Here is a 21,175-nt window from a genome sequence, read left to right as displayed (position 1 = left end):
AGGATCCGTGTTCCCGTTGTCATTCGCGCAACAGCGACTGTGGTTCCTCAACCGTCTCGACACCGAAGCCTGGACCTACAACCTGCCCCTCGCGCTCCGCCTCGAAGGCCCGCTCGACACCCAGGCCCTGCACGCGGCCCTGGGTGATCTGGTGGCCCGGCACGAGAGCCTGCGCACCGTCTTCCCCGAGGTCGACGGCGAGCCGAGGCAGCACGTACGGGACACCGTGGACGTCGACGAGTTCGTCACCGGACTCGACATCGCGGAAGGCGACCTCCCGGGGACCCTCGACCGGCTGGCCCGGCACGCCTTCGACCTGACGGCAGAACTACCGCTCCACGTCTGGCTGTTGCGCACCGGTGAGCAGAGCCACACGCTCTACCTGGTGCTCCATCACATCGTCGGCGACGGCTGGTCGACGGCGCTGCTCGGCCGCGACCTGGGCGCCGCCTACGCGGCCCGCCGGGCCGGCGACGCACCCGGCTGGGAACCGCTGCCCGTCCAGTACGCCGACTACGCGCTGTGGCAGCGGGAACTCCTCGACGGCCCGGACGGCGCGGACCTCCTCGCCCACTGGACCGGACGGCTCGCCGGACTGCCCGACGAACTGCCGCTGCCGCTCGACCGGCCCCGCCCCGAAGTCCTCGGCGACGACGGCGGCGAAGTGCTGCTGGACCTGCCGAAGGAACTGCACGCGCGGCTGCTGCGGCTCGCCCGCGACGCCGACGCGTCGCTGTTCATGGTCGTACACGCGGCCCTCGCGGCCCTGCTGACCCGGCTGGGCGCCGGCACCGACATCCCGCTCGGCACGATGGACGCGGGCCGAGGCGAGGAAGACCTCGAAGACCTGATCGGGTTCTTCGTGAACACCCTCGTGCTGCGGCTGGACACGGGCGGCGACCCGACGTTCCGGCAACTGCTCGCACGGGCCCGGGAGACCGACCTCGCCGCCCTCGCCCACCCCGAACTTCCCTTCGACCGGCTCGTCGAGGCGCTCAACCCGAGCCGCGCACTCAACCGGCACCCGCTCTTCCAGGTCGCGCTGGTCCTCCAGAACAACGCCGCCGCCGACTACACCCTCGACGGCCTGACCGTGACCGAACTGCGCAACCGGACCATCGCCGCGCACTTCGACCTGTCGGTCGCCTTCACCGACCGGTACGCCGACGACGGCACCCCCCTCGCCCTGTCCACGCAGATCGTCTACCGCACCGCGCTCTTCGACCGGGAGACCGTCACCGCGTTCGCCGACCGCCTGGTGCGGCTGCTCGAAGCGGTGGCCGACGACCCGGACCGGGCGCTCGGCGACATCGACCTGCTCGACGCCTCGGAGCGCGACACCGTACTGCGCGCGTGGAACGGCACGACCGGCCCGGACATCACGGAAGGACTCGCACGGACCTTCGCCCGGCAGGCCGACCGCACCCCCAAAGCGCCCGCCGTATCCGACCCCGCCGGCACCCTGAGCTACGCCGAACTGGACCGCAGGAGCGGCCTCCTGGCCGGCCGGCTGCGCCGACTGGGCGTGAGCGCCGAGACCCCAGTCGCGATCCTCCAGCAGCGCTCCGCCGACCTCATCGTGTCGATGCTCGCGATCCTCAAGGCGGGCGGCTGCTTCGTACCGCTGCCGCTGACCGCGCCCACCGAACGGCTGCGCGACATCCTGACGCAGTCCGGCGTGGAACTGCTGCTCGTCGACGACGCGTTGGCCGGCCACGAACTGGCGGCCGGGACCACGGCGGCCACCCTGTCCGTGACCGGCTTCCAGGCCACCGAGGCCGACGAAGCCGCCGTCCCGGACGGCGACGCCCACCCCGACCAGACCGCGTACATCATGTACACCTCCGGTTCGACGGGCGCGCCCAAGGGCGTCGTCACCACCCAGCGCGGCGTACTCGCCTTCGCCCGCGACGCCTGCTGGCGGGACGACCGGGGACCTCGCCGCGCGCTGCTGCACGCGCCGCACGCCTTCGACGCGTCGACCTGCGAGATCTGGGTGCCACTGCTGTCCGGCGGAGAGGTCGTCGTGGCCCCGCCCGGCGAGGTCGACGGCGCCGTCGTCCGCGCCGCCGGACTCACCGACGCCCTGCTGGTCTCCGGCCTCTTCCAGGTCGTCACCGAGGAGGACCCGGACTGCTTCGCCGGACTGCGCGAGGTCATGACCGGCGGCGACGTCATCAGCCCCGCCGCCGTCCGCGCGGCCCTGCGCCGCCACCCCGGCCTGCGGATCCGCGCCACGTACGGCCCCACCGAACTGACCATGTGCTCGGTGCAGATGCCCCTGAGCGACCCGGACACGGTGCCGGACAGCGTCCCGCTGGGCCGGCCCATGGACGACACCGCCGTCTACGTGCTCGACGAGCGGCTGCGGCCGGTCCCGGTCGGAGTGGTCGGCGAGCTGTACGCGTCCGGCGCCGGACTCGCCCGCGGCTACGCCGGCCGGGCCGGGCTGAGCGCCGAACGCTTCACCGCCGACCCCTTCGGCCCGCCCGGCACCCGGATGTACCGCACCGGCGACCTCGCCCGGTGGCGGGCCGACGGGATCCTCGAATTCGCGGGGCGCGCCGACAGCCAGGTCAAGATCCGCGGCTTCCGGGTCGAACCCGGCGAGGTGGAGAGCGTACTGGTCCGCCACCCGCACGTGGCACAGGCCCATGTCCACGCCCGCGAGGACCGGCCCGGCGACAAACGGCTCGTCGGCTACCTGGTGCCCGCCGTGCCGGCGCCGGACCTCGCCGGGATCCGCGCCGCGGCTGCCTCGGTCCTTCCCCCGTACATGGTGCCCACCGCACTGGTCCCGCTCGACGCGCTGCCGCTCACCCCGAACGGCAAGATCGACCGGCGGCTGCTGCCGGCCCCCGACGAGGCCGACCCCGCGGCGGAGTACGTGGCCCCGCGCGACGACACCGAGCGCGCCCTGTGCGCCTTGTTCGCCGAAGTGCTCCAGGTGCCTCAAGTCGGCGTGCACGACGGCTTCTTCGCGCTCGGCGGCCACTCGCTCCTCGCGATCCGGCTGATCAACCGCATCCGCGCCGCCCTCGGCGCGGACCTCGGGGTGGCCACCCTGTTCCAGGCCTCCACCGTCGCCGAACTCGCCGGCCGGCTCGCCGCGCCGGACACCGGCCGGCGGATCCCCGCCGTCCCGCGCACCGCCTCGCTCCCGCTGTCGTACCAGCAGGAAGGGCTGTGGTTCCTCCACCAGCTCGACCCGGCCTCCCCGGTCTACAACGTGCCCCTGGCGCTGCGGCTGCGCGGCCGGCTCGACACCGACCGCCTCTCCCGCGTTCTCGGCCTGCTGGTCGCCCGCCACGAGAGCCTGCGCACCCGCTTCGTCGCGGTCGACGGGGTCCCGGTCCAGGTGGCCGACCCCGCCCCGGAGACCTGGCCGCTCACCCTCACCCCGACCCACCCGGACGACGTGCCCGAGGCGCTTGCGCGGGCCGCCACCCGCCCCTTCGACCTGGCCGCCGACCGGCTGCTGCGCACGGAACTGCTGCGGCTCGGCCCGACCGAGCACGTCCTGGTGCTGTGCACCCACCACATCATCGCCGACGGCTGGTCGGCGGGCGTCCTGCTCGACGAACTGGCCACCCTGTACACGGACATGCGTGCCGAACTGCCCGCCCTGGACATCCAGCCGGCCGACCACGCCGTCTGGCAGCGTGACCGACTCGCCGACGTCGTCCTGGACCAGCAGCTCGGCTACTGGCGCGAGCGGCTCCACGCGCTGCCGCGCCTCGACTTCCCGACCGACCGCCCGCGTGGCACCGGCGCCGGACACCCCGGTGCCACGGTCGAACTCCGACTCGGCGACGGCCTCGGCGCTTCGCTGCGCAGACTCGCCGACACCGAACGCGGCTCGCTGCTGTCCGTCGTCATGGCCGGATTCCTCACCGTCCTGTCCCGGCACACCGGTCAGGACGACATCGGTATCGGCTCGGTCTTCTACGGCCGGGGCCGCCCTGAACTCGAGCCGCTGGTCGGTTACTTCGCCAACACCGTCGTGCTGCGCGCCAGCGCCGCGGGCAATCCCGGCTTCCGGCAGCTGGTGCGCCGCTGCGAGCAGGCCGTGCGGGGCGCCACCGAACACCAGGACCTCCCCTTCAGCACCCTGGTCGAACAACTGCGGCCGGAGCGCGAGCCGGGCCGCAACCCGCTCTTCCAGATCAGCCTCACCCTGCACGCCGACGAGGTCTCCGCGGCCGCCCCGGCCCTCGGCCAGGTCACGGCAGAACCGCTGCCCGTGGCCGGCACGGTCGCCCGCTTCGACCTCGCCGCGCACGCCACCGTCACCGCCGACGGCGGCCTCAGGCTCCAGGCCGAATACGCCACCGACCTCTTCGACGCCGACCGGATCACCCGGCTCCTCGAACACCTCGGCAGGGTCCTCACCCACGCGGCGACGGCCCCCGACACCCCGCTCTTCGACTTCGTCCTGACCGGCCCCGACGAGACGGCGAACCTGAAACGGTGGAGCGCCGCCCGCCGCGAGATGCCCGCCGGCGAGTCCCTGTGGGACCTGTTCGCCGCACAGGTCCGGCTGCGCCCCGACGCGGTGGCGGTGGTCGCCGGCGAGGAACGGACCACCTACCGCGAACTGGCCCGGCGCGCCGAACGGCTGGCCGCCCGGCTCGCCGCCCGCGGCGTCATGCGGGGCAGCCTGGTCGGCCTGTGCGTCCGCCGGGACACCGACCTCGTCGTCGGGATCCTCGGCATCCTGCGCGCCGGAGCCGCCTATGTGCCGCTCGACCCCGACCACCCGGCGCAGCGCCTCGCCTACATGGCAGCCGACGCGGGCCTGAAGCTGATCGTCACCCAGCAGGGGATCGAGGTGCCCGCCGCCGCGCTTGCGCTGGACGCCGACACCGACGGCGACCTCCCGGTGCCGGCGGCGACGGCGACCGGCGCCGATCTCGCCTATCTGATCTACACCTCGGGCTCGACCGGACAGCCCAAGGCCGTCACCATTCCGCACGGCCGGGTCGTCCGTCTGATGCGGGCCACCCAGGACTGGTTCCGGTTCGACGAGCGGGACGTGTGGACGCTGTTCCACTCCTGCGCCTTCGACTTCTCCGTCTGGGAACTGTGGGGCGCCCTCGTCCACGGCGGCCGGCTGGTCGTGGTGCCGTTCTGGCAGACCCGCTCGCCCGAGGACTTCCTGCGGCTGCTGGCCCGCGAGAAGGTCACGGTGCTCAACCAGACCCCGGCCGCGTTCCGCCAGCTCGTCGCGGCCGACGAGGAACGACCCGAGGAACTCGCCCTGCGCTACGTCGTCTTCGGCGGCGACGCGCTCGACGTCGACGCGGTACGGCGCTGGTTCGACCGGCACGGCGAGGACCGGCCGCGGCTGGTCAACATGTACGGCATCACCGAGACCACCGTCCATGTCACCTACTGCCCGCTGACCCGGGACCTGCTGCGCGACAACACCAGCCCCATCGGCGAGCCGATCCCCGACCTCTCCCTGTGGGTCGTCGACCGGGCCGGACAGCCCGCACCCATCGGCGTTCCCGGCGAACTCCTCGTCGGCGGCGCCGGGTTGTCCTGGGGCTATCTGCACCGGCCCGGTCTGAGCGCCGAACGCTTCGTCGCCGACCGGTTCGGCGGCGCCCCCGGCGCCCGGCTCTATCGCTCCGGCGACCTGGCCCGGCGCCGCGCCGACGGCGGCCTGGAGTACCTGGGCCGGATCGACCACCAGGTCAAGATCCGCGGCTACCGCATCGAACTCGGCGAGATCGAAGCCGTACTCGCCGCCCATCCCCACGTCGACACCGCGTGCGTCACCGTACGCGACGACCGCCTCGTCGGGTACGTGGTGCCCCGGGCCGGTCTCGACCTGGCCGGTGAAAGCGGCGAACTCGCGCAAATCCGCGCCCACTTGGCGGCAGGGCTGCCCGACTACATGGTGCCGTCCGCCCTGGTCCCGGTCGAACGCATCGCGCTGACCGGCAACGGCAAGGTGGACCGGGCCGCGCTGCCCGCGCCGGAACCGAGCCGCGCCGGCGAGTTCGTCGCACCACGCGACGACACCGAACGCGCGGTAGCCGAGGTCTGGTCCGCGCTGCTCGGCACCGACCGGATAGGCGTCCACGACAGCTTCTTCGACCTCGGCGGCACCTCGCTCGACCTGACCCGGCTGCGCGCCGAGATCCGCCGCGCGTTCGGCGCCGAGCTGGACGTACGCGACCTGTACGCGGCGCCGACGGTGGAGCGCACCGCCAAGCTGCTCGACCGATCCCGCAGCGATTCGTCCCACCACGACCCGGCCCGCCCCGGGGCCGCCGGTGCCTCGCCGCTGGTGCCGATCAAACCCACCGGCAGCCGGCCCCCGCTCTTCCTGGTCCACGCCGTCGGCGGATCCGTGGTGCCGTATCTGCCGCTGGCCCGGCTGACCGACCCCGAACAGCCCCTCTACGGACTGGAGGACCCGGGCCTGAACGGCGGCCCGGTCACCACCTCGCTGACCGACCTGGCCGCGCGGTACGTCGACGCGATCCGCGCCGTCCAGCCGCACGGCCCGTACCACCTCGGCGGCTGGTCCCTGGGCGGCATGGTCGCCGCGGAGATGGCCGGGCAGCTGACCGCCGCGGGTGAACCGATCGCGCTGGTCGTCATGCTCGACACCGGAATGCCCCCGTACCTGGGCGCGGACCTGCCGGACCGCGCGGTGCTCCTCGGCGGCTTCCTCCACGACCTGGCCGGCCAGGCCGGCGTACCGGCGCCCCCGTACGACGAGTCCGCGCTCCGCGGCCTCGCGCCCGAGGACCAGGACGAGGCTCTGCTCGATCTCCTGGAACGCGCGGCCCTCGTCCCGGAGGGCATCCGGGAGGACATGCGGGAGCGGATACGGGTCTTCGAGGCCAACACCCGGGCCCTGCTGCGGCACCGCCCCGGCCCGGTCGGCGGCCGCCTGGTGCTGCTCTCGGCGGAGCACCAGCCCCGCCGCCTGAAGACCCGCCCCTGGCGCCTCCTCGCCCGGTCCGGCTTCGAACTGCACACGGTCCCGGGCGACCACCACAGCATGATGCGGGAGCCCCAACTGGCCACGCTGGCGGAGAGTCTGCGGGGGGTGCTGGAGCGGCTGAGCCGGGCCTGAGCACCAGGCGGGCGGGGCGAGTAAAACGCCTGAGCTGCAAGGTTCCCGAATTTTCGACGGGGGTCTTGCTATCTCTGCTGACGTTCGCTAGCGAGAGCCGTACTCTCGGTACATGAGCGCCAACATCGGGGAACGGCTCCGGGACGTCCGCAAGCGCCGGGGCATGAGTCAAAGAGAACTCGCCATTCAATCCGGCCTCTCCCTCTCCTTGATCCGCAAGCTGGAGCAGGGGGAGCGCAGCGATACGCGGCTCGAGACGGCACGCCGGCTCGCATCCGCGCTTCGGGTGCCCACGACCACCCTCATGGCGGAATCCAGGGAAGAGACCGCGAAGCAGGTGGTCGTCGACCAGTGGGAGCCGGTGCGCCGAGCCCTGGTTGGTTCCCCGCCGAGCGGTGAACTCGAAGAACCCACTCTTCAGGGCGTGACCACGGCCCTGCGTGACGTGATGCCTCTATTCCGTGGAGACCGCTTCGCAGAGCTTGGCGCCATCCTTCCTCCGCTCCTGCGTGATGCCGAAGTGCTTGCCGGGCTTCACCCGGACGGCCGGGCGGTGCGGGTGAAGCTGATGCAGCTCACCGGATGGCTCCTGACCCAGACCAGGCAGTTCGACGCCGCGGAGATGGCGCTTGAACGAGCCCTCGACGAGTCCGCAGATCGACTTCAGGGTGCGTCCACGGTCAATACCCAGTGCTGGCTCCTTCTGCGCCGTGGAAGGCTCGCGGAAGCCCGGGAGCTGGCCACCGAATGGGCAGACGAGACTGAGCCACGGTTGTCGAAGGCCACCCCCGAAGAGCTGAGCGCCTGGGGCGGGCTCCTGCTGCGCGTTTCGGCCGCGAGTGTCAGGGATAACCGCCCCGGCGAGGCTGAACACGCCATGCGTCTGGCGAAGGCGGCGGCAGTGGCCATGGGGCGTGAGTACGCACCGCGCGAGGACTCCTTGCGCACCTTCGGGCCCGTCACAGTGGCGCTGAAGCGCGCCGAGAACGCCATGATCATCGACCGGCCCGACAAAGTGCTCCAGCTTGCAACCGAGGTGCCGGCAGACAAGCTGAGGCCGACCTCGAACAACCGTCATCGCCACCTGCTTGACGTATCCGATGCCTACGCCCGTACTCGTCGCTACGCGGAGGCGATCGAGGTGCTTCAGGGCATCCGGAACTCGTCGCCGCAATGGCTGTCGAACCAGAGCTACGCCCGGGACATCCTGGGGCGCGTAGTGAGCAAGCGGCGCACCCTCACGCCCGAGATGCGGACGCTCGCGGATGCGGTGAACCTGCCGATGTAGCGCATCGTGGTACTTCGATCCGACGCCCCGTCAAAGTGCCATCGACGGGGCGCCGTTGGTGCCCGTAGCTTCGGACCATGGCAACAACGGAGGAAGACGGAACGACCGTAGCGCCCCAGGACTGCAAGCTCGGCGCACTGATGATGGACATCAGCCGCGGTGTGGCCGGCATCGTCATGGGGCGGGACGGCGGGGTCCGGGTACAGCTTCGCCCGCTGGGCGGCGGCCGAGAGTGGGACGCGGATCGCGTCCGGCACCTGACGCCCCACGAGGAGCTGAACATCCGCTGCGCGGCGCGCGACGAGATGTTGCGGAGGCGCGGTCTGTGAGCGGCCCGAAGACGATCATCAAGCCCATGCTCTGGTCCCTCATACCCGACCGTGAGCCGGACGCCGAGCCGATGACCCACGCCATACGGTGTGCCGTGTGCGGTGACGGCTCCGAGGGCAGCGGCTCGTGGGAAGCGCCGCAGATATGGGCGCTGGAGCACTCGGGCCGCAACCCGTCGCACCACACGTACCGCGAGATCGTCGAGCGGCCGTGGCGCACGATCATGCACCGCTGACGCACCGACTGCCCGCTCGGGCAGAACGCCGGATGGCAGGGCGCACCAGCCCCTTCCCGGCTTCATGGGCGCGGGCCGCCTGACGGCGAACTCCTGAGATCGCCCCTCATGGACGCTTTTGCCGTCGACCGTGAGGGGGTCTCGCCCATCCCTCGTCTTCCGTCCGCGGAGAGCGGGCGGATTCCCAAGCTCCCGATCCGGCTGTCGTGTTGGGGAACTCCCGCCGGATCGGGCCGGCCCCTCCTCGTACTCCACCGGCGAGGCGGGGCCACCTCGGCACACCTGGTGACGAAGCTCAGGGCCGGCCATTTCGGGGCCGGCCCTCCCACCTTGAAGGAGCGATCGATGTCCGCAACCGCACATCTGGCCCCCGTCCGTCCGTGGGGCGTCGGGCGACTCGCGCCGTACCCCACGACCGTTCACCTGCCGCACGCGTCCGTGTCGGTCGACCCCGAGACGCAACTCGGTGTCTTCCGGGATCGGTACGGCCTCGTCGTCGAGATGGGCAAGCACGGCACCCACTCCGGTACGGAGACCTCGACGATCACGAGCCCCGACGGGCAGTCCGGCAACGACCAGGGCAGTGACCAGGACAGCAACCAGGACTGATGGTCATGCCCGAGAAGAGGCCGGTCCTTGTGGTCACCGAGGCGGACGACGTCACCGCCGACATGGTCATCAGGGAACTCAACCGGCTCGATGTCCCGGTCGTGCGGGTCAACCCGGCCGACATCGGGGCGGACCTGACGGTCTCGGCTCGGTTCGGCACGCGCCCGGCCTCCATGGCCGGGCGCGTGCGTACTCCGTCGAGAACCGCAGACCTCTCGGATGTCCGCTCGGTGTACTGGCGCCGGCCTGTCTGGCCCACCTTCCCGGATCTGGGGGAGCATGACGCCCAGTTCGCCGCGGCGCAGGTCCGCTTCGGGCTGGGCGGCTCCCTGTACGCGATGGAGGGCCCCGTTTGGGTGAATCACCCCCTCCGCGTCGCGGCGGCCGACTACAAGCCCGCCCAATTGGCAACGGCCCAGCGTCTTGGTCTCACCGTGCCGGCCACGCTGGTGACGAACGATCCCGATGAGGCGAGGGAGTTCATCTCCTCTCACGAGCGCGTCATCTACAAGGCGCTGCGCTGGACGCCCTATCAGCGAGAAGGCGTTCCCATGGCGGGTTGGACCGAGACCGTCGCCGCCGCCGAGATCGACGAGAGTCTGCGCGTGGCGCCCCACCTCTTCCAGACCTTCGTCGACAAGGTCGCCGACCTCCGCGTCCTGGTCGTCGGCCGACAGGCGTTCGCCGTACGGATCACCTCCGGTCTGCTGGACTGGCGCAAGGACTACTCGGCCTTGTCCTACGCCGTGGTGGACCTGCCCGGAGCGATCGAGAGCGCACTTCTCTCGTATCTGGATCACTACGGACTGGCGTCCGGCAGCTTCGACTTCGCCGAGGACCGACAAGGCGACCTGTGGTGGCTGGAGCTGAACCCCAACGGGCAGTGGGGATGGCTGGAGCCGCACACCGGATTGCCCATGGCCGCCGCGTTCGCGGCCCTACTGACAGGAGAGACCACATGACCGACACCGGGCCCGAGCGCCAAAGGCTCGCCGCTCGACTCGCGCAGTCCGGCGCCCTCGTGACGGACGCGTGGAGGGCGGCCGTCGAAGCCGTTCCCCGTGAACTCTTCCTGAACCCGGGAGTGTTCCTTCCCGAAGGCGCGCTGTGGCGGCCGGTCACGGCCACCGGCTCCGATCCCGCGGAATGGATCCGGACCGCCTACAGTCTCGACACACTGACGACGCAGCTCGACGGGCACCTCACCGCCGACCAGGTGAGCGAACCCGTGGCAGGACTTCCCACGTCCTCCTCCACCATGCCGGCCCTCGTGCTCGGCATGCTCGAAAGCCTGGGCGTGGAGGACGGCCACCAGGTCCTGGAGATCGGTACCGGCACCGGTTACTCCGGCGCCCTGTTGTGCCACCGTCTCGGCGAGGACAACGTGACCACCGTGGAGGTGGATCCGGGGGTCGCCGCACGCGCGGACGCCGCCCTGGAGACGGCCGGCCACTCCACGTGGACCGTGACCGGCGACGGTCTTCTCGGGTATCCCCGGCGGGCTCCGTACGACAGGGTCATCGCCACCTGCCTGGTCCGCCGCATCCCTTACGCGTGGGTGCGGCAGACCAAGCCGGGCGGAATCATCCTGGCCACCGTCGGCTCGTGGGCGAACGGCTCCGGTCTGGCGAAGGTGACCGTGCGCGAGGACGGCACGGCCGAGGGCCGGATCATCGGGCGCGCGAGCTTCATGCAGGCACGCTCGCAGGCCACCACGCCTGTTGCCGGTGACCTCTCGGCGCGTGCGGCCTACGCCGACAGCGAGCGGCCGGCCAAGGTGACACCGCTCGCGCTGGACGAGTGGACGCCCGCCTTCCTCGCCCAGCTCGCCGCACCGGGCGCTCAGTTCGTACGTGCCACGACGAGCACGGGTGCGCGACTCCTCTACCTCTTCGACCCCGAGCGCGAGTCGTTCGCCGAGTTCACGATCGACGGGCCGGAGTGGCGAGTTCGCCAGGGCGGCCCCGTCTCTCTGTGGGACCGTGTCGAAGAGGCGTTGATCGCCTGGGAGGCCGCGGGGAGCCCCGACATCACCGCCGTGCGGCTCCGCGTCACCCAGGCGTCGCACCGCTACTGGATCGAGGGCGAGTCCAGGGCGATCTGGGAACACCACCTCGACTGAGTACGGCCGGGCGTCGCCGGTTCATCGTCCGGACGATGGCACTGCGGTGCCCACCGGCCCCGCCACCGGAGACGTGCGGGGACGGCAGGAGCGCATCAGCGCTTCCGCCGTCCCGTGCGCGGTCACGCGCGGGGCCTGGTCCGGCATCTACGCCGTCGGCACGGCCAGTTGGCCGGCGAAGTCCGCGAGCACCGGGTGCTCCAGCAGGACCCGGACCCGGATCGTGACGCCGAGGCGGCGGCGCAGCGCGGCCACCACCTCCATGGCGGCCAGCGACTGGCCGCCCAGGGCGAAGAAGTCGTCGTTTTCCGCGACCGGGACGCCCAGGACCTCCTGCCAGATCGCGGCGATCGCCGCGCTCGTGGGGGCACTGGCTGTCGCGGGTGTCGCGAGGCGTTCGGTGGTCGCGGAAATGTCGGTGGTGCTCATCGTTCATCAGCTCCTTGGCGGGCTCACGCCGGGCTCAGCCGCACCGGCAGACTGGTCAGTCCGTGGATGAAGTTGCCGGTGCCCCACACCGGCGGGCCGGCCAGGGTCACCGTGCGCACCCGGCGGGTCAGCGCGGTCAGCAGTGCGCTCAGTTCGAGCCGGGCGACCCGGGACCCGACGCAGACATGGGGGCCCCAGCCGAAGGCGAGGTGCCGGTTCGGCGTGCGGTCGAGCCGGAAGGTGTTCGGGTCGGCGAAGACGGCCGGATCGCGGTTGGCCGAGCAGAGCCAGGCGGTCACCCGGTCGCCGGGCAGCAGCGCGGTGCCCGCCACGGTGACCGGGCGGGTCACCGTACGCAGCGCGTGCAGCCCGGGGGTGGTCCAGCGCAGGATCTCCTCGACGGTGGTGGGCAGCAGCTCCGGCGTCGCGCGCAACCGGGCCCACAGCTCGGGCTGTTCGGCGAAGACCAGCAGTGCCCCGGCCGCCGCGTACCGGACGGTCTCGCTGGCGCCGGTCAGCACCCCGCCGCAGTTGACGATCAGCTCCTCGTCGGTCAGGTCGCCGCCCGCCGTGAGCAGCGCGCTGATCAGGTCGTCGCCGGGACGGGCCCGGCGCTCGTCGAGCAGGTCGGCGAAGTAGCCGAAGATCTCCGCGTTGGCGTCGAGACGGTCGATCGGATCGGGGGAGTCCAGGCCGTCGGTGGTGAGCCGGCCGATCAGCGGCCAGTCGGCCCGGGGCAGATCCATCATGGCGCAGATGACCTGGTTGGGCAGCCGCCGGGCCAGATCGCCGACGGCGTCCAGGACCACCGGCCCGGGCAGCCCGGGCGGCCGGTCGCCCCCGTTGCCGTCTCCGATTCTGTCCCCGCTCCCGCCCCTGTCCCTGTTCCCGCCCCGGTCATCGGAGGTGGCCGCGCCGACCACCTCGTCCACCAGATCGGTGACCCCGTCGACGATCCGGTCCTGCCGGCGGCGCAGCGCCGCAGGGGTGAACGGCGCGCCCACCACGCGGCGGATCCGGCCGTGCCGGGGCGGGTCGCTGACCACCATCAGCCGGTCCGCGACCCGGTCGGCCGCCTCGTGGGAGCCGCCGAGCCGGATGCCGACCCGGGAGCTGAAGGTGGCCGGATCGCCCAGGACCGCCAGGACATCGTCGTACCGGGTGGCCACCAGGAACCCGGGGCCGTCCGGCTCCGGATGCCGGGCGAGGCCGGGACGGGCGCGCAGGGCGGCCAACTGGCCGAGATGCCGTTGCCCGGCGAAGATCTCCGGCGAGAGCAGATCGAGGTCCGGAGCGAGGTACGGAGCGAGGTACGGAGCGGCACCGGGGACGGAACCGGAGCCGGGGCAGGGAACGGGACCGAGAGCGGTTCCCGGACCCGGACACGTACCGGAGCCAGAGGCAGGGCCGGCGCCAGGGCCGGGAGCGAGGCCGACGAGGCCGTGGGCGGGTGCGGAGTCGGTGTCCATCGGCGCTCAGCGCGCCTCGATGACGGAGAACGGTGAACCGGGGATCGGCTGGACCCGGTGCGCGGGGTAGCCGGCGGCCCGGAGGATCCGGGCGAAGCCCGACCGGCTGCGTTCCCGGCCGCCGGTGAGGACCATCATTCCCAGATCGCTCCAGTGGCCGAGATGCGGCGAGCCGTCCTCCGGTACCAGCATCTCGATCACCAGCAGCCGGCCGCCGGGCGCCAGCGCGCGCCGGCTCGACCGCAGGATGTCCACGGCCTGGGCGTCGGTCCAGTCGTGCAGGACGCTGCACAGCAGATGGGTGTCCGCGCCGTCGGGCACCGACTCGAAGAAATCGCCCGCCACCGTGCGGCAACGGGGCACGCCGCCATGGGAGTTCACCTCGTCGATCACCGAGGGGCGGTCGAACAGGATGCCGCTCGCGTGCGGGGCGGCCGCGAGTATCTCCCCGAGGAGGAAGCCGTCGGCGCCGCCGATGTCGAGGATGACCCCGGACGGTGTCCAGTCGACGGCCCGGGCCGCCTGCCGGTAGAGCCGGCCGGTGCGCTCGCGCATCCGGCGCAGGAACGCGAGGTTCTCGCCGTGCCGGGTGTTCTTGACCCCGAAGAAGTCGCCGCTGTCGTCGCCCCCGTCGTCGAAGGCGGCCACGCCCGTACGGAAGGTGTCGGTGGCGCGCAGCCAGGCGTGCTGGCTCTCGGCGTTGACCAGCGACGCGGAGAGGCCCTCCGGGTCGTCCCGGCGCAGCCGGGAGCCGAGCGCGGTCAGCCGGAAGCCGCCGGCCGGGTCGCCGGCGAAGAAGCCCGCGGCGGCGAGGGCGGAGAGCAGCCGGGCCAAGGCGTCGGGGTGGGTCCCGGTCAGTTCCGCCGTGGTCGCGACGGGCTGCGGGGCCAGGAAGTCCATCACATCGGCCACGCCGAGTTCGACGGCGATGCGCAGGGCGTGTGGCAGCACCGCGACCATGCTGTCGTCGACGAGCGTCAGATAGTCCGCCACGATCCGGGCGGTGGTCTCGGCCGTGGCGGTCTCGGCCGCGAGGGTGCCGGCGGCGAGGGCGCCGACCGCGGTGATGCCGGCCGCGGCGGGCCCGGTGCTCGCGGCGGCAAGGCTCCCGGCGGCCTGGCCCCCGGCGGTGGCGGGGCCCGCGGCGACCCCGGCTCTCTCGAAGGTCTCGAAGGCCTCGGTGATCTCCGGGATCTCGGTGCTCTCGGCGGTCTTGTACGTGTTCATCGTCAGTCCCTTTCCGAAGCCGGGGCGCGCAGCAGCTCCGCCACCGCCCGGTGATCGACCTTGCCGTTGGCGTTGTGAGGGAGTGCGCCGAAGCGGCGCACCAGATCCGGCACCAGATGGCCGGGGAGCCGGTCCCGCAGCTCCGCGCGGACCCGGGCCGGGTCCGCGGCGCCGCTGAAGGCCAGCGCCAGACGTTCGTACGCGCCACCGCGGCCGGGCAGCGCCATCGCCGCGCAGTCGCCCACGCCGGGGCGGCCGGCGGCGTGGCTTTCCACCTCGGCCAGTTCCACCCGGTAGCCGCGGATCTTCACCTGCCGGTCGGCGCGCCCCAGGAAGTGCAGCACCCCGTCGGCGTCGCGCTCGGCGCGGTCGCCGGTGCGGTAGACCCGCGTCGGCACCCCGTCGACGTCGACGGTGACGAACCGCTCGGCGGTGCGCTCCGGGTCGCGGAGGTACCCCTGGGCCAGTCCGGTGCCCGCGACGCACAGTTCGCCGTCGACCAGATGGACCTGGGTGCCGGGCACCGGCCGCCCGATGGGGACGCCGTGCGGCCGGTCGCAGTCCTCGGGCCGGATGTGGTGCATCGTGGCGAAGGCGAAGGACTCGACCGGGCCGTAGCAGTTGTGGACGGTCGTGTCCGGGTGGTGCGTCAGCAGGGAGCGGACGGGCCCGGGAGCCAGCCGTTCCCCGCCGATGAACATGAGGTCGACCCCGTCGAAACAGTCGGGGTCCAGCCGGACCAGCAGGTTCACCACGGACGCGACCAGGACGAGGGTGTTCACCCCGTGCCGCGCGATCAGATCGCGCAGGGTGTCCGGCAGCAGATGGTCCTCGTCGGGCAGCACCACGGTGCCGCCCCGGCTCAGCATGCCCCACAGCTCCAGGCCGCAGGCGTCCCAGCCGACGGGGGAGAGCTGCGGCAGCACCCGTCCGGGGCCGAAGGCCGCGAGGGGGCCGCTGTCGAAGAGCCGCAGCACGGCCTGATGCGGGGTCACCACCCCCTTGGGGGTGCCGGTGCTGCCGGAGGTGAAGAAGACACAGGCCGGGTCGGCCGGCTCGATGTCCGCCCGCACCGCCGAGGCCGCCCGCACTGCCGGGAATACCGGGGCCTTCCGGGTCTTGTGCGCCGGCCCGTCCGGGGGAGTCCAGCACGGCGCGCCGGCGAGCGGCGTGTCCGTGACGAACAGCGGTGCCCGCAGCAGGCCCAGCAGTTCCCGTACGCGTGCCTCCGGCCACCCCACGTCGATGGGACAGTACGCCGCGCCTGTCTTCAGTACGGCCAGCAGCAGTGCCACCATCCGGGCCGAACGGGGGACGCGTACCGGCACCAGAGCACCCGGTCCCACCCCCGCCCCGGCCAACTCGGCGGCATACGAATCGGCCATGGAAACAAGTCGTGAATAGGTGACCGGTCCCGCGGCGTCGACGAGAGCTATTCGGTCGCCGTATTCTGCCGCGCGCTTGTCGAGTGCCTGATGAATCAGCACGTATCGCTCCTTGTCCGCAGCTTCGATCGCACGCATATTCGGCCTGTCGTGGCGTGAAGTGCAACCCCTAGGAACCCCAACCCCTATGAACCCCATAGCGGATGACCCGCCACCCTGGTGCGGGGCGAGGCGTTCCGCAGTATCGGGCGGCTCGTGCCGGCATTCGTTGACATTCTTCGGCGCCCGTCCGTAGCGTTTTTTCGTCGCGGCACCGGGACCGGCAATTTCTGTTCCCGCCGTAGAAACCGATTATCCAGACCTTGGGGGGAATTGGTGTCGTCCGCACCCCGGACCAGAAATCGGCACGCCCTCGATGCCGGTATCGACCACATCACCATCGCCGTCGGCGATGCCCGTGCCCGTGCCGCCGAGTTCGTCGACCGCTACGGCTTCGACGTCATCGCCGCCGGGGACAACCCGGAGTTCACCGCCGTGGCGGTGCGGCAGCGGGACATCGTCCTGGTGCTGCTGCAGGGCCGCTCCGACGACCACCCGGCCACCCTGTTCACCGCCCGGCACGGCGACGGCGTGAGCGACATCGCCCTGCGCGTGGAGTCGCGGCCGGAGACGGATCCGGGCACGGACCCCGAAACGGAGCCGGAGCGCACGGCGCTCCAGCCCTTCGGAGACGTGACCCACACCTTCGTACGCCGGGCCGCCGGCGAGCCCTGGTCGCTGCCCGGCATCGAGCCGATGGCCGCCGAGGAATCCGCGGTCTCCGAGGTCTCCGCGGAGACCGCAGGGTCCGCCGCGGACGCGATATCCGCGAAGCGCCATCTGATGTGCGTGGACCACATAGCGATCTGTCTGGAGAACGGCGAGCTGGACCCCACCGTCGCGTTCTACGAGCGCGAGCTCGGCTGGGGCGTGGTGTTCGCCGAGGACATCCACGTCGGCGCGCAGGCCATGCAGTCCAAGGTGGTGCAGAGCCCGAACGGACAGGTGACGCTGACCCTGCTGCAGCCCATGAGCGGGGCCGTCCCGGGTCAGATCGACGACTTCCTGAAGAAGCACGGCGGCGGCGGCGTCCAGCACCTGGCGTTCGCGGTGCCGGACATCGTGGCGGCCGTGGGCGATCTCACCACCTCGGGCGTACGGTTCCTGTCCACGCCCGACGCCTACTACGAGAACCTCGAAGAGCGCCTCGGCCCGGCCGGTCACCCGGTGGCGGAGCTGCGCGAGCACCGGGTGCTCGCCGACCGGGACCACGACGGCGAGCTGTTCCAGATCTTCACCCGCTCCGAGCACCCGCGCCGCACCTTGTTCATGGAGGTCGTCGAACGCCGGGGCGCCACCACGTTCGGCAGCAACAACATCCGCAAGCTGTACGAGGCGGTCGAGCGGCAGGACCTGGCGTGACGGACAGGCCGGCCGTCCAGGCGACGGATCCGCTCACCCTCGCCGACGTCGAGGACCGCGCCCGCGCGGTGCTGGCGCCCGAGGTGTACGACTTCGTGGCCGGCGGCAGCGGCGCCGAGTCGACGCTGGACGCCAACCGGGCCGCGTTCGATCGCTGTCATCTCGTCCCGCGGGTGCTGTCCGGGGTGGGCACCGCCGACACCACGACCACCCTTCTCGGGGTGCCGGCGTCCCTGCCGGTCGCCGTGGCGCCGATGGCGTTCCACGCCGTCGTGCACCCGGACGGCGAACCGGCGGTGGCCCGGGCCGCCGCGGCGGCCGGCCTGCCCTTCACGGGGGCGACCCTGGCCGGCTGCCCGCTGGACGAACTGGCGGTGCCCGGCGGCACGTTGTTCTTCCAGCTCTACTGGCTGCGCGATCGGGCCCGTACCGAGTGGCTGATCGACGAAGCCGAGCGGCTCGGCGCCCGCGCCCTGATGCTCACCGTGGACGTCCCGTTCATGGGCCGGCGGCTGCGTGATCTGCGCAACGGTTTCGCCGTGCCCGCGCACGCCGCCCCGGTGAACCTGCCCGGCGGCCAGCGCGGCGGCGGCCAGAGCGTCGGCGCGCACGCGGCCGCGGTGATCGACCCCACCCTCACCTGGTCCGACCTGGAATGGCTGCGGCGGCGCACCCGGCTTCCGCTGGTGCTCAAGGGAATCCTCGACCCGGCGGACGCGCGACGCGCGGCGGATCTCGGCGCGGACGGTCTCGTGGTGTCCAACCACGGCGGCCGGCAGCTCGACGGCGCCGTGCCCGGCCTGCTGGCCCTGCCCGCGATCCGCGACGAGGTCGGCGGCGCGTGCGAGGTCCTCGTGGACAGCGGGGTGCGCAGCGGTACGGACGTGTTGCGCGCGCTGGCCCTCGGCGCGTCCGGAGTACTGCTCGGCCGGCCGGTCCTGTGGGGGCTGGCCGTGGGCGGTGAGCAGGGCGTGAGCGGCGTACTGGAGTTGCTGCGCGCCGAACTCGCGACATCGATGGCCCTCGCCGGCGCGCCGGACGTGGCCGCCGCGGCACGGCTGGGTGTGCGATGGGCGTCCGAGGCGAGCGAACGGGAGAAACCATGACCGAGTCGTCCAGCGGTCGGACCGCACCGACCACCCCCACCGGCCGGACCACCCCCACCGGACCGGCCACACCGACGGACCCGACCACACCGACGGACCCGACCACACCGACGGACCAGCACCAGGACCAGGACCAGACCGGCCTGGCCGTCCCGGCCACCGGGACCACACCCGCCCCCCGCCCCGCGACGGCGCTGGACCTGGCCGAGCTGCACGGTTCGCTGTCCGATCCCGCGCTGGTGTCGATGAACCTGCTGAACGAGGTCTCCGACCTCTACCCGGACGCGGTCTCCTTCGCGCCCGGCCGGCCGGACCCGGGCGGCTTCGCGATCGAGGATGTCCACCGTTACCTGCGCATCTGGACCGACCATGTCGCCGGCACCGAGCCCGGCGGCGGGGAGACCGCCCGCAAGCGGCTCTACCAGTACGGCCGGACCAAGGGCGTGATCCAGGACCTGGTGGCCCGGAACCTCTCGACCGACGAGAACATCCACGTCGACCCGGAGTCGATCCTGGTGACCGTCGGCTGCCAGGAGGCCATGGTCCTGGTCCTGCGCGCGCTGCGCGCCGACGACCGCGACGTCCTCCTCGCCACCTCCCCGGCGTACGTCGGTATCACCGGCGCGGCCCGGCTTGTCGACCTGCCGGTCGTCCCGGTCGACAGCGGCACCGGCGGTATCGACCTGGACGACCTGGCGGCCAAGGTCCACAAGGCACGGGCGGCGGGACTGCGGCCCCGCGCCTGCTATCTGGTGCCCGACTTCGCCAATCCGACCGGGCTCAGCCTCGACGTACCGACCCGGCGCGGGCTGTCGGACGGCCGAGCGGCGCGTCCATCGGGGCGAGGGGCCGCGGGTGTTCCAGGTGCGGGCTCCGCCGTGCCGCCCCGTCGCCTGCCCTCCACCGCCGTGCCGGGGCCGTTCGTTCCCCTTCCCGGCGGTGTGGGGGGGGCGCGGAATTCCGGCGACGACGCCGGCAGGACTCCCGCGACGCGGTGTGCGCCCGCCGCCCCGGCGCGCGGGCGCGCCGCCAGCAGAGGGAGGGAAGAGTTGTCCGACGAACAGCAGCCGACGCTTCACATCGTGCCGGTCGCATCCCTGCTGCCGGCGGACTCGCCGCGCCTGGAGGGCCTGAACGAGGACCACGCACGGGCGCTGGCGGAGAGCGGCATCGAGTTCGAACCGCTCCTCGTGCACCGGGACACGGGACGCGTGGTCGACGGCATGCACCGGCTGCGGGCCGCGATCCTGCGCGGGCAGGACCACATCACGGTCCGCCACGTCGACGGCGCCTCGGCCGATCTGTTCATCCGCGCGGTGCAGGCGAACATCCGCCACGGCCTTCCCCTGACACTCGGCGACCGCAAGGCGGCGGCCCTGCGCATCCTCGCCACCCACCCCCACTGGTCGGACAGGGCCATCGCCGCCGTCACAGGGGTCTCGCCGAAGACGGTAGGGGTCGTACGGGGCAGACGTTCGACTGAGGAATCTCCTCAGTCGAACCCCGCGATCCCGCCGGTCCCGCGCGTGGGCCGGGATGGCCGGACGCGCCCGGCGGACATGCCGGAGCGGCGCGAGAAGGCCCGGTCCCTGCTGGCCGCGCGGCCCCGCGCGACCCTGCGCGAAGTGGCCCAGGAGGCCGGGGTCTCCGTCAGTACCGCGCACCGCCTGCGCCAGGAACTGCGCTCCCGCACACCCGCTTCCGCCCCGGCCGGCGCGGGCCCGCGTGAACCGGCCGCGCCGGGCGATCCCGCGCACGAGGACGCCGCGTACCTCGCCTCGCTCATGGTCGCGGCGGCCCGGCGGCACCCCGGCCCGGCCTCCCCCGACGGCCCGGCGGACCTCTCGGTCCAGGGGGCGGCACCGGGGCCCGCACGCCTCCGGGTGCGTGCCCTGGACGTCCTCTCCAACGACCCGTCGATCCGCTTCACCGACAGCGGACGGGCGCTGCTGCGCTGGCTCAACGGACAGGCGCAGGGCCTCGCGGCGGGCGAGCAGCTGCTGGCCGCCGTACCCCCGCACTGTGCCGGGGCCCTCACCGAGGTGGTGTGCCACTACGCCAGGGAGTGGGAGCGGCTGGCCGCCGTCCTGCAACAGACCGATACGGCGAACGGCGCCTGGCGAACGGTCCGTTGAGGTCGCGGCCATCGGCATCGCGCCGGCGCCGGCGGACCGTCCGTGCGCGGTCCGGCCGCCGCCTGCCGTAGCCGCCTGCCCGCGCCCCCTGCCCCGTACCCCTCCCTCCCGGCCGTCTCTCCCCGCTGTCCGCACCCCCCCCGCATCTCGCCACCCCCGCCCCTCGACCGACGGGACCGCTCCCCTGCGAGTCCCGCGCGTCCAGGGGCTTTCGGGCATTTCCGGGGCGAGGGACACCTCTGGGAATTCGGTGGTGACGAGGCTCACGTTTGAGGCGGGTATC

At 72.6% G+C, this 21,175-nt stretch carries 14 protein-coding genes; 10 read left to right on the top strand and 4 right to left on the bottom strand.

All coding sequences use genetic code 11. The features are described from left to right. Nucleotides 1–7: 7 nt before the first annotated feature. The 7 genes from ACGFRB_RS25155 (at nucleotide 8) to tgmC (ending at nucleotide 11,680) form a co-directional block, all read left to right on the top strand. Nucleotides 8–7,096 carry an amino acid adenylation domain-containing protein gene (locus tag ACGFRB_RS25155; RefSeq protein ID WP_393246154.1) on the top strand — a complete coding sequence of 2,363 codons (7,089 nt, stop codon included), beginning with the start codon at nucleotides 8–10 and terminating at the stop codon, nucleotides 7,094–7,096. 112 nt (nucleotides 7,097–7,208) lie between these two features. Further along, nucleotides 7,209–8,384 carry a helix-turn-helix domain-containing protein gene (locus tag ACGFRB_RS25150; RefSeq protein WP_393246152.1) on the top strand — a complete coding sequence of 392 codons (1,176 nt, stop codon included), beginning with the start codon at nucleotides 7,209–7,211 and terminating at the stop codon, nucleotides 8,382–8,384. Nucleotides 8,385–8,461: 77 nt separating this feature from the next. Then, a complete protein-coding gene (locus tag ACGFRB_RS25145) occupies nucleotides 8,462–8,713 on the top strand; it encodes a hypothetical protein (protein WP_393246150.1) in 252 nt (83 codons plus the stop codon). Beyond that, entirely contained in the window at nucleotides 8,710–8,949 is a 240-nt protein-coding gene (locus tag ACGFRB_RS25140; RefSeq protein WP_393246148.1) for a hypothetical protein, read from the top strand. Before ACGFRB_RS25145 ends, ACGFRB_RS25140 begins: the two co-directional genes overlap by 4 nt. Nucleotides 8,950–9,294: 345 nt before the next feature. Continuing rightward, nucleotides 9,295–9,558 (top strand): putative ATP-grasp-modified RiPP, encoded by a 264-nt coding sequence (gene tgmA, locus ACGFRB_RS25135; RefSeq protein ID WP_393246146.1) that lies wholly within the window; start codon nucleotides 9,295–9,297, stop codon nucleotides 9,556–9,558. Nucleotides 9,559–9,563: 5 nt separating this feature from the next. Further along, nucleotides 9,564–10,520, top strand: coding sequence for an ATP-grasp ribosomal peptide maturase (gene tgmB, locus ACGFRB_RS25130; protein ID WP_393246144.1), 957 nt, complete (start codon nucleotides 9,564–9,566; stop codon nucleotides 10,518–10,520). Next, on the top strand, nucleotides 10,517–11,680 hold the full coding sequence (gene tgmC, locus ACGFRB_RS25125) for an ATP-grasp peptide maturase system methyltransferase (RefSeq protein WP_393246142.1): 1,164 nt from the start codon (nucleotides 10,517–10,519) through the stop codon (nucleotides 11,678–11,680). Before tgmB ends, tgmC begins: the two co-directional genes overlap by 4 nt. 147 nt (nucleotides 11,681–11,827) lie before the next feature. Here the strand turns inward: tgmC and ACGFRB_RS25120 are convergent, their stop codons facing one another. The 4 genes from ACGFRB_RS25120 to ACGFRB_RS25105 are packed head-to-tail and all read right to left on the bottom strand — an operon-like array spanning nucleotide 11,828 to nucleotide 16,292. Then, nucleotides 11,828–12,109 (bottom strand): phosphopantetheine-binding protein, encoded by a 282-nt coding sequence (locus ACGFRB_RS25120; protein ID WP_393246140.1) that lies wholly within the window; start codon nucleotides 12,107–12,109, stop codon nucleotides 11,828–11,830. A 23-nt stretch (nucleotides 12,110–12,132) separates the two neighbouring features. Further along, nucleotides 12,133–13,578: a cytochrome P450 gene (locus ACGFRB_RS25115; protein ID WP_393246138.1), complete on the bottom strand. Its 1,446-nt coding sequence runs from the start codon at nucleotides 13,576–13,578 to the stop codon at nucleotides 12,133–12,135. Between the two features lie 6 nt (nucleotides 13,579–13,584). Beyond that, entirely contained in the window at nucleotides 13,585–14,805 is a 1,221-nt protein-coding gene (locus tag ACGFRB_RS25110; RefSeq protein WP_393246136.1) for a methyltransferase, read from the bottom strand. A gap of 2 nt (nucleotides 14,806–14,807) precedes the next feature. After that, nucleotides 14,808–16,292: an amino acid adenylation domain-containing protein gene (locus tag ACGFRB_RS25105; protein WP_393246134.1), complete on the bottom strand. Its 1,485-nt coding sequence runs from the start codon at nucleotides 16,290–16,292 to the stop codon at nucleotides 14,808–14,810. Nucleotides 16,293–16,565: 273 nt separating this feature from the next. Here ACGFRB_RS25105 and hppD point away from each other — a divergent pair, with 273 nt between their 5' ends. The 3 genes from hppD to ACGFRB_RS25090 are packed head-to-tail and all read left to right on the top strand — an operon-like array spanning nucleotide 16,566 to nucleotide 20,892. Beyond that, nucleotides 16,566–17,651 carry a 4-hydroxyphenylpyruvate dioxygenase gene (gene hppD, locus ACGFRB_RS25100; RefSeq protein WP_393246132.1) on the top strand — a complete coding sequence of 362 codons (1,086 nt, stop codon included), beginning with the start codon at nucleotides 16,566–16,568 and terminating at the stop codon, nucleotides 17,649–17,651. Then, complete coding sequence (locus ACGFRB_RS25095) at nucleotides 17,648–18,757, top strand: alpha-hydroxy acid oxidase (protein ID WP_393246130.1); 1,110 nt, start codon at nucleotides 17,648–17,650, stop codon at nucleotides 18,755–18,757. The genes hppD and ACGFRB_RS25095 overlap by 4 nt, the downstream gene beginning before the upstream one ends. Further along, nucleotides 18,754–20,892 carry an aminotransferase class I/II-fold pyridoxal phosphate-dependent enzyme gene (locus ACGFRB_RS25090; RefSeq protein ID WP_393246128.1) on the top strand — a complete coding sequence of 713 codons (2,139 nt, stop codon included), beginning with the start codon at nucleotides 18,754–18,756 and terminating at the stop codon, nucleotides 20,890–20,892. The genes ACGFRB_RS25095 and ACGFRB_RS25090 overlap by 4 nt, the downstream gene beginning before the upstream one ends. Nucleotides 20,893–21,175: the final 283 nt, after the last annotated feature.

This window comes from Streptomyces sp. NPDC048718, from assembly GCF_043198875.1.
In the GTDB taxonomy this organism is placed as follows: domain Bacteria; phylum Actinomycetota; class Actinomycetes; order Streptomycetales; family Streptomycetaceae; genus Streptomyces.
This window is presented reverse-complemented; position numbering and strand designations above follow the sequence as displayed.

Bases quoted from the DNA above. Each gene is read 5' to 3' on its own strand.
- ACGFRB_RS25090 (WP_393246128.1), top strand. From the start codon at position 18,754: ATGACCGAGTCGTCCAGCGGTCGGACCGCACCGACCACCCCCACCGGC.
- ACGFRB_RS25150 (WP_393246152.1), top strand. From the start codon at position 7,209: ATGAGCGCCAACATCGGGGAACGGCTCCGGGACGTCCGCAAGCGCCGG.
- ACGFRB_RS25110 (WP_393246136.1), bottom strand. From the start codon at position 14,805: ATGAACACGTACAAGACCGCCGAGAGCACCGAGATCCCGGAGATCACC.
- tgmA (WP_393246146.1), top strand. From the start codon at position 9,295: ATGTCCGCAACCGCACATCTGGCCCCCGTCCGTCCGTGGGGCGTCGGG.
- ACGFRB_RS25145 (WP_393246150.1), top strand. From the start codon at position 8,462: ATGGCAACAACGGAGGAAGACGGAACGACCGTAGCGCCCCAGGACTGC.
- ACGFRB_RS25115 (WP_393246138.1), bottom strand. From the start codon at position 13,578: ATGGACACCGACTCCGCACCCGCCCACGGCCTCGTCGGCCTCGCTCCC.
- tgmB (WP_393246144.1), top strand. From the start codon at position 9,564: ATGCCCGAGAAGAGGCCGGTCCTTGTGGTCACCGAGGCGGACGACGTC.
- tgmC (WP_393246142.1), top strand. From the start codon at position 10,517: ATGACCGACACCGGGCCCGAGCGCCAAAGGCTCGCCGCTCGACTCGCG.
- ACGFRB_RS25120 (WP_393246140.1), bottom strand. From the start codon at position 12,109: ATGAGCACCACCGACATTTCCGCGACCACCGAACGCCTCGCGACACCC.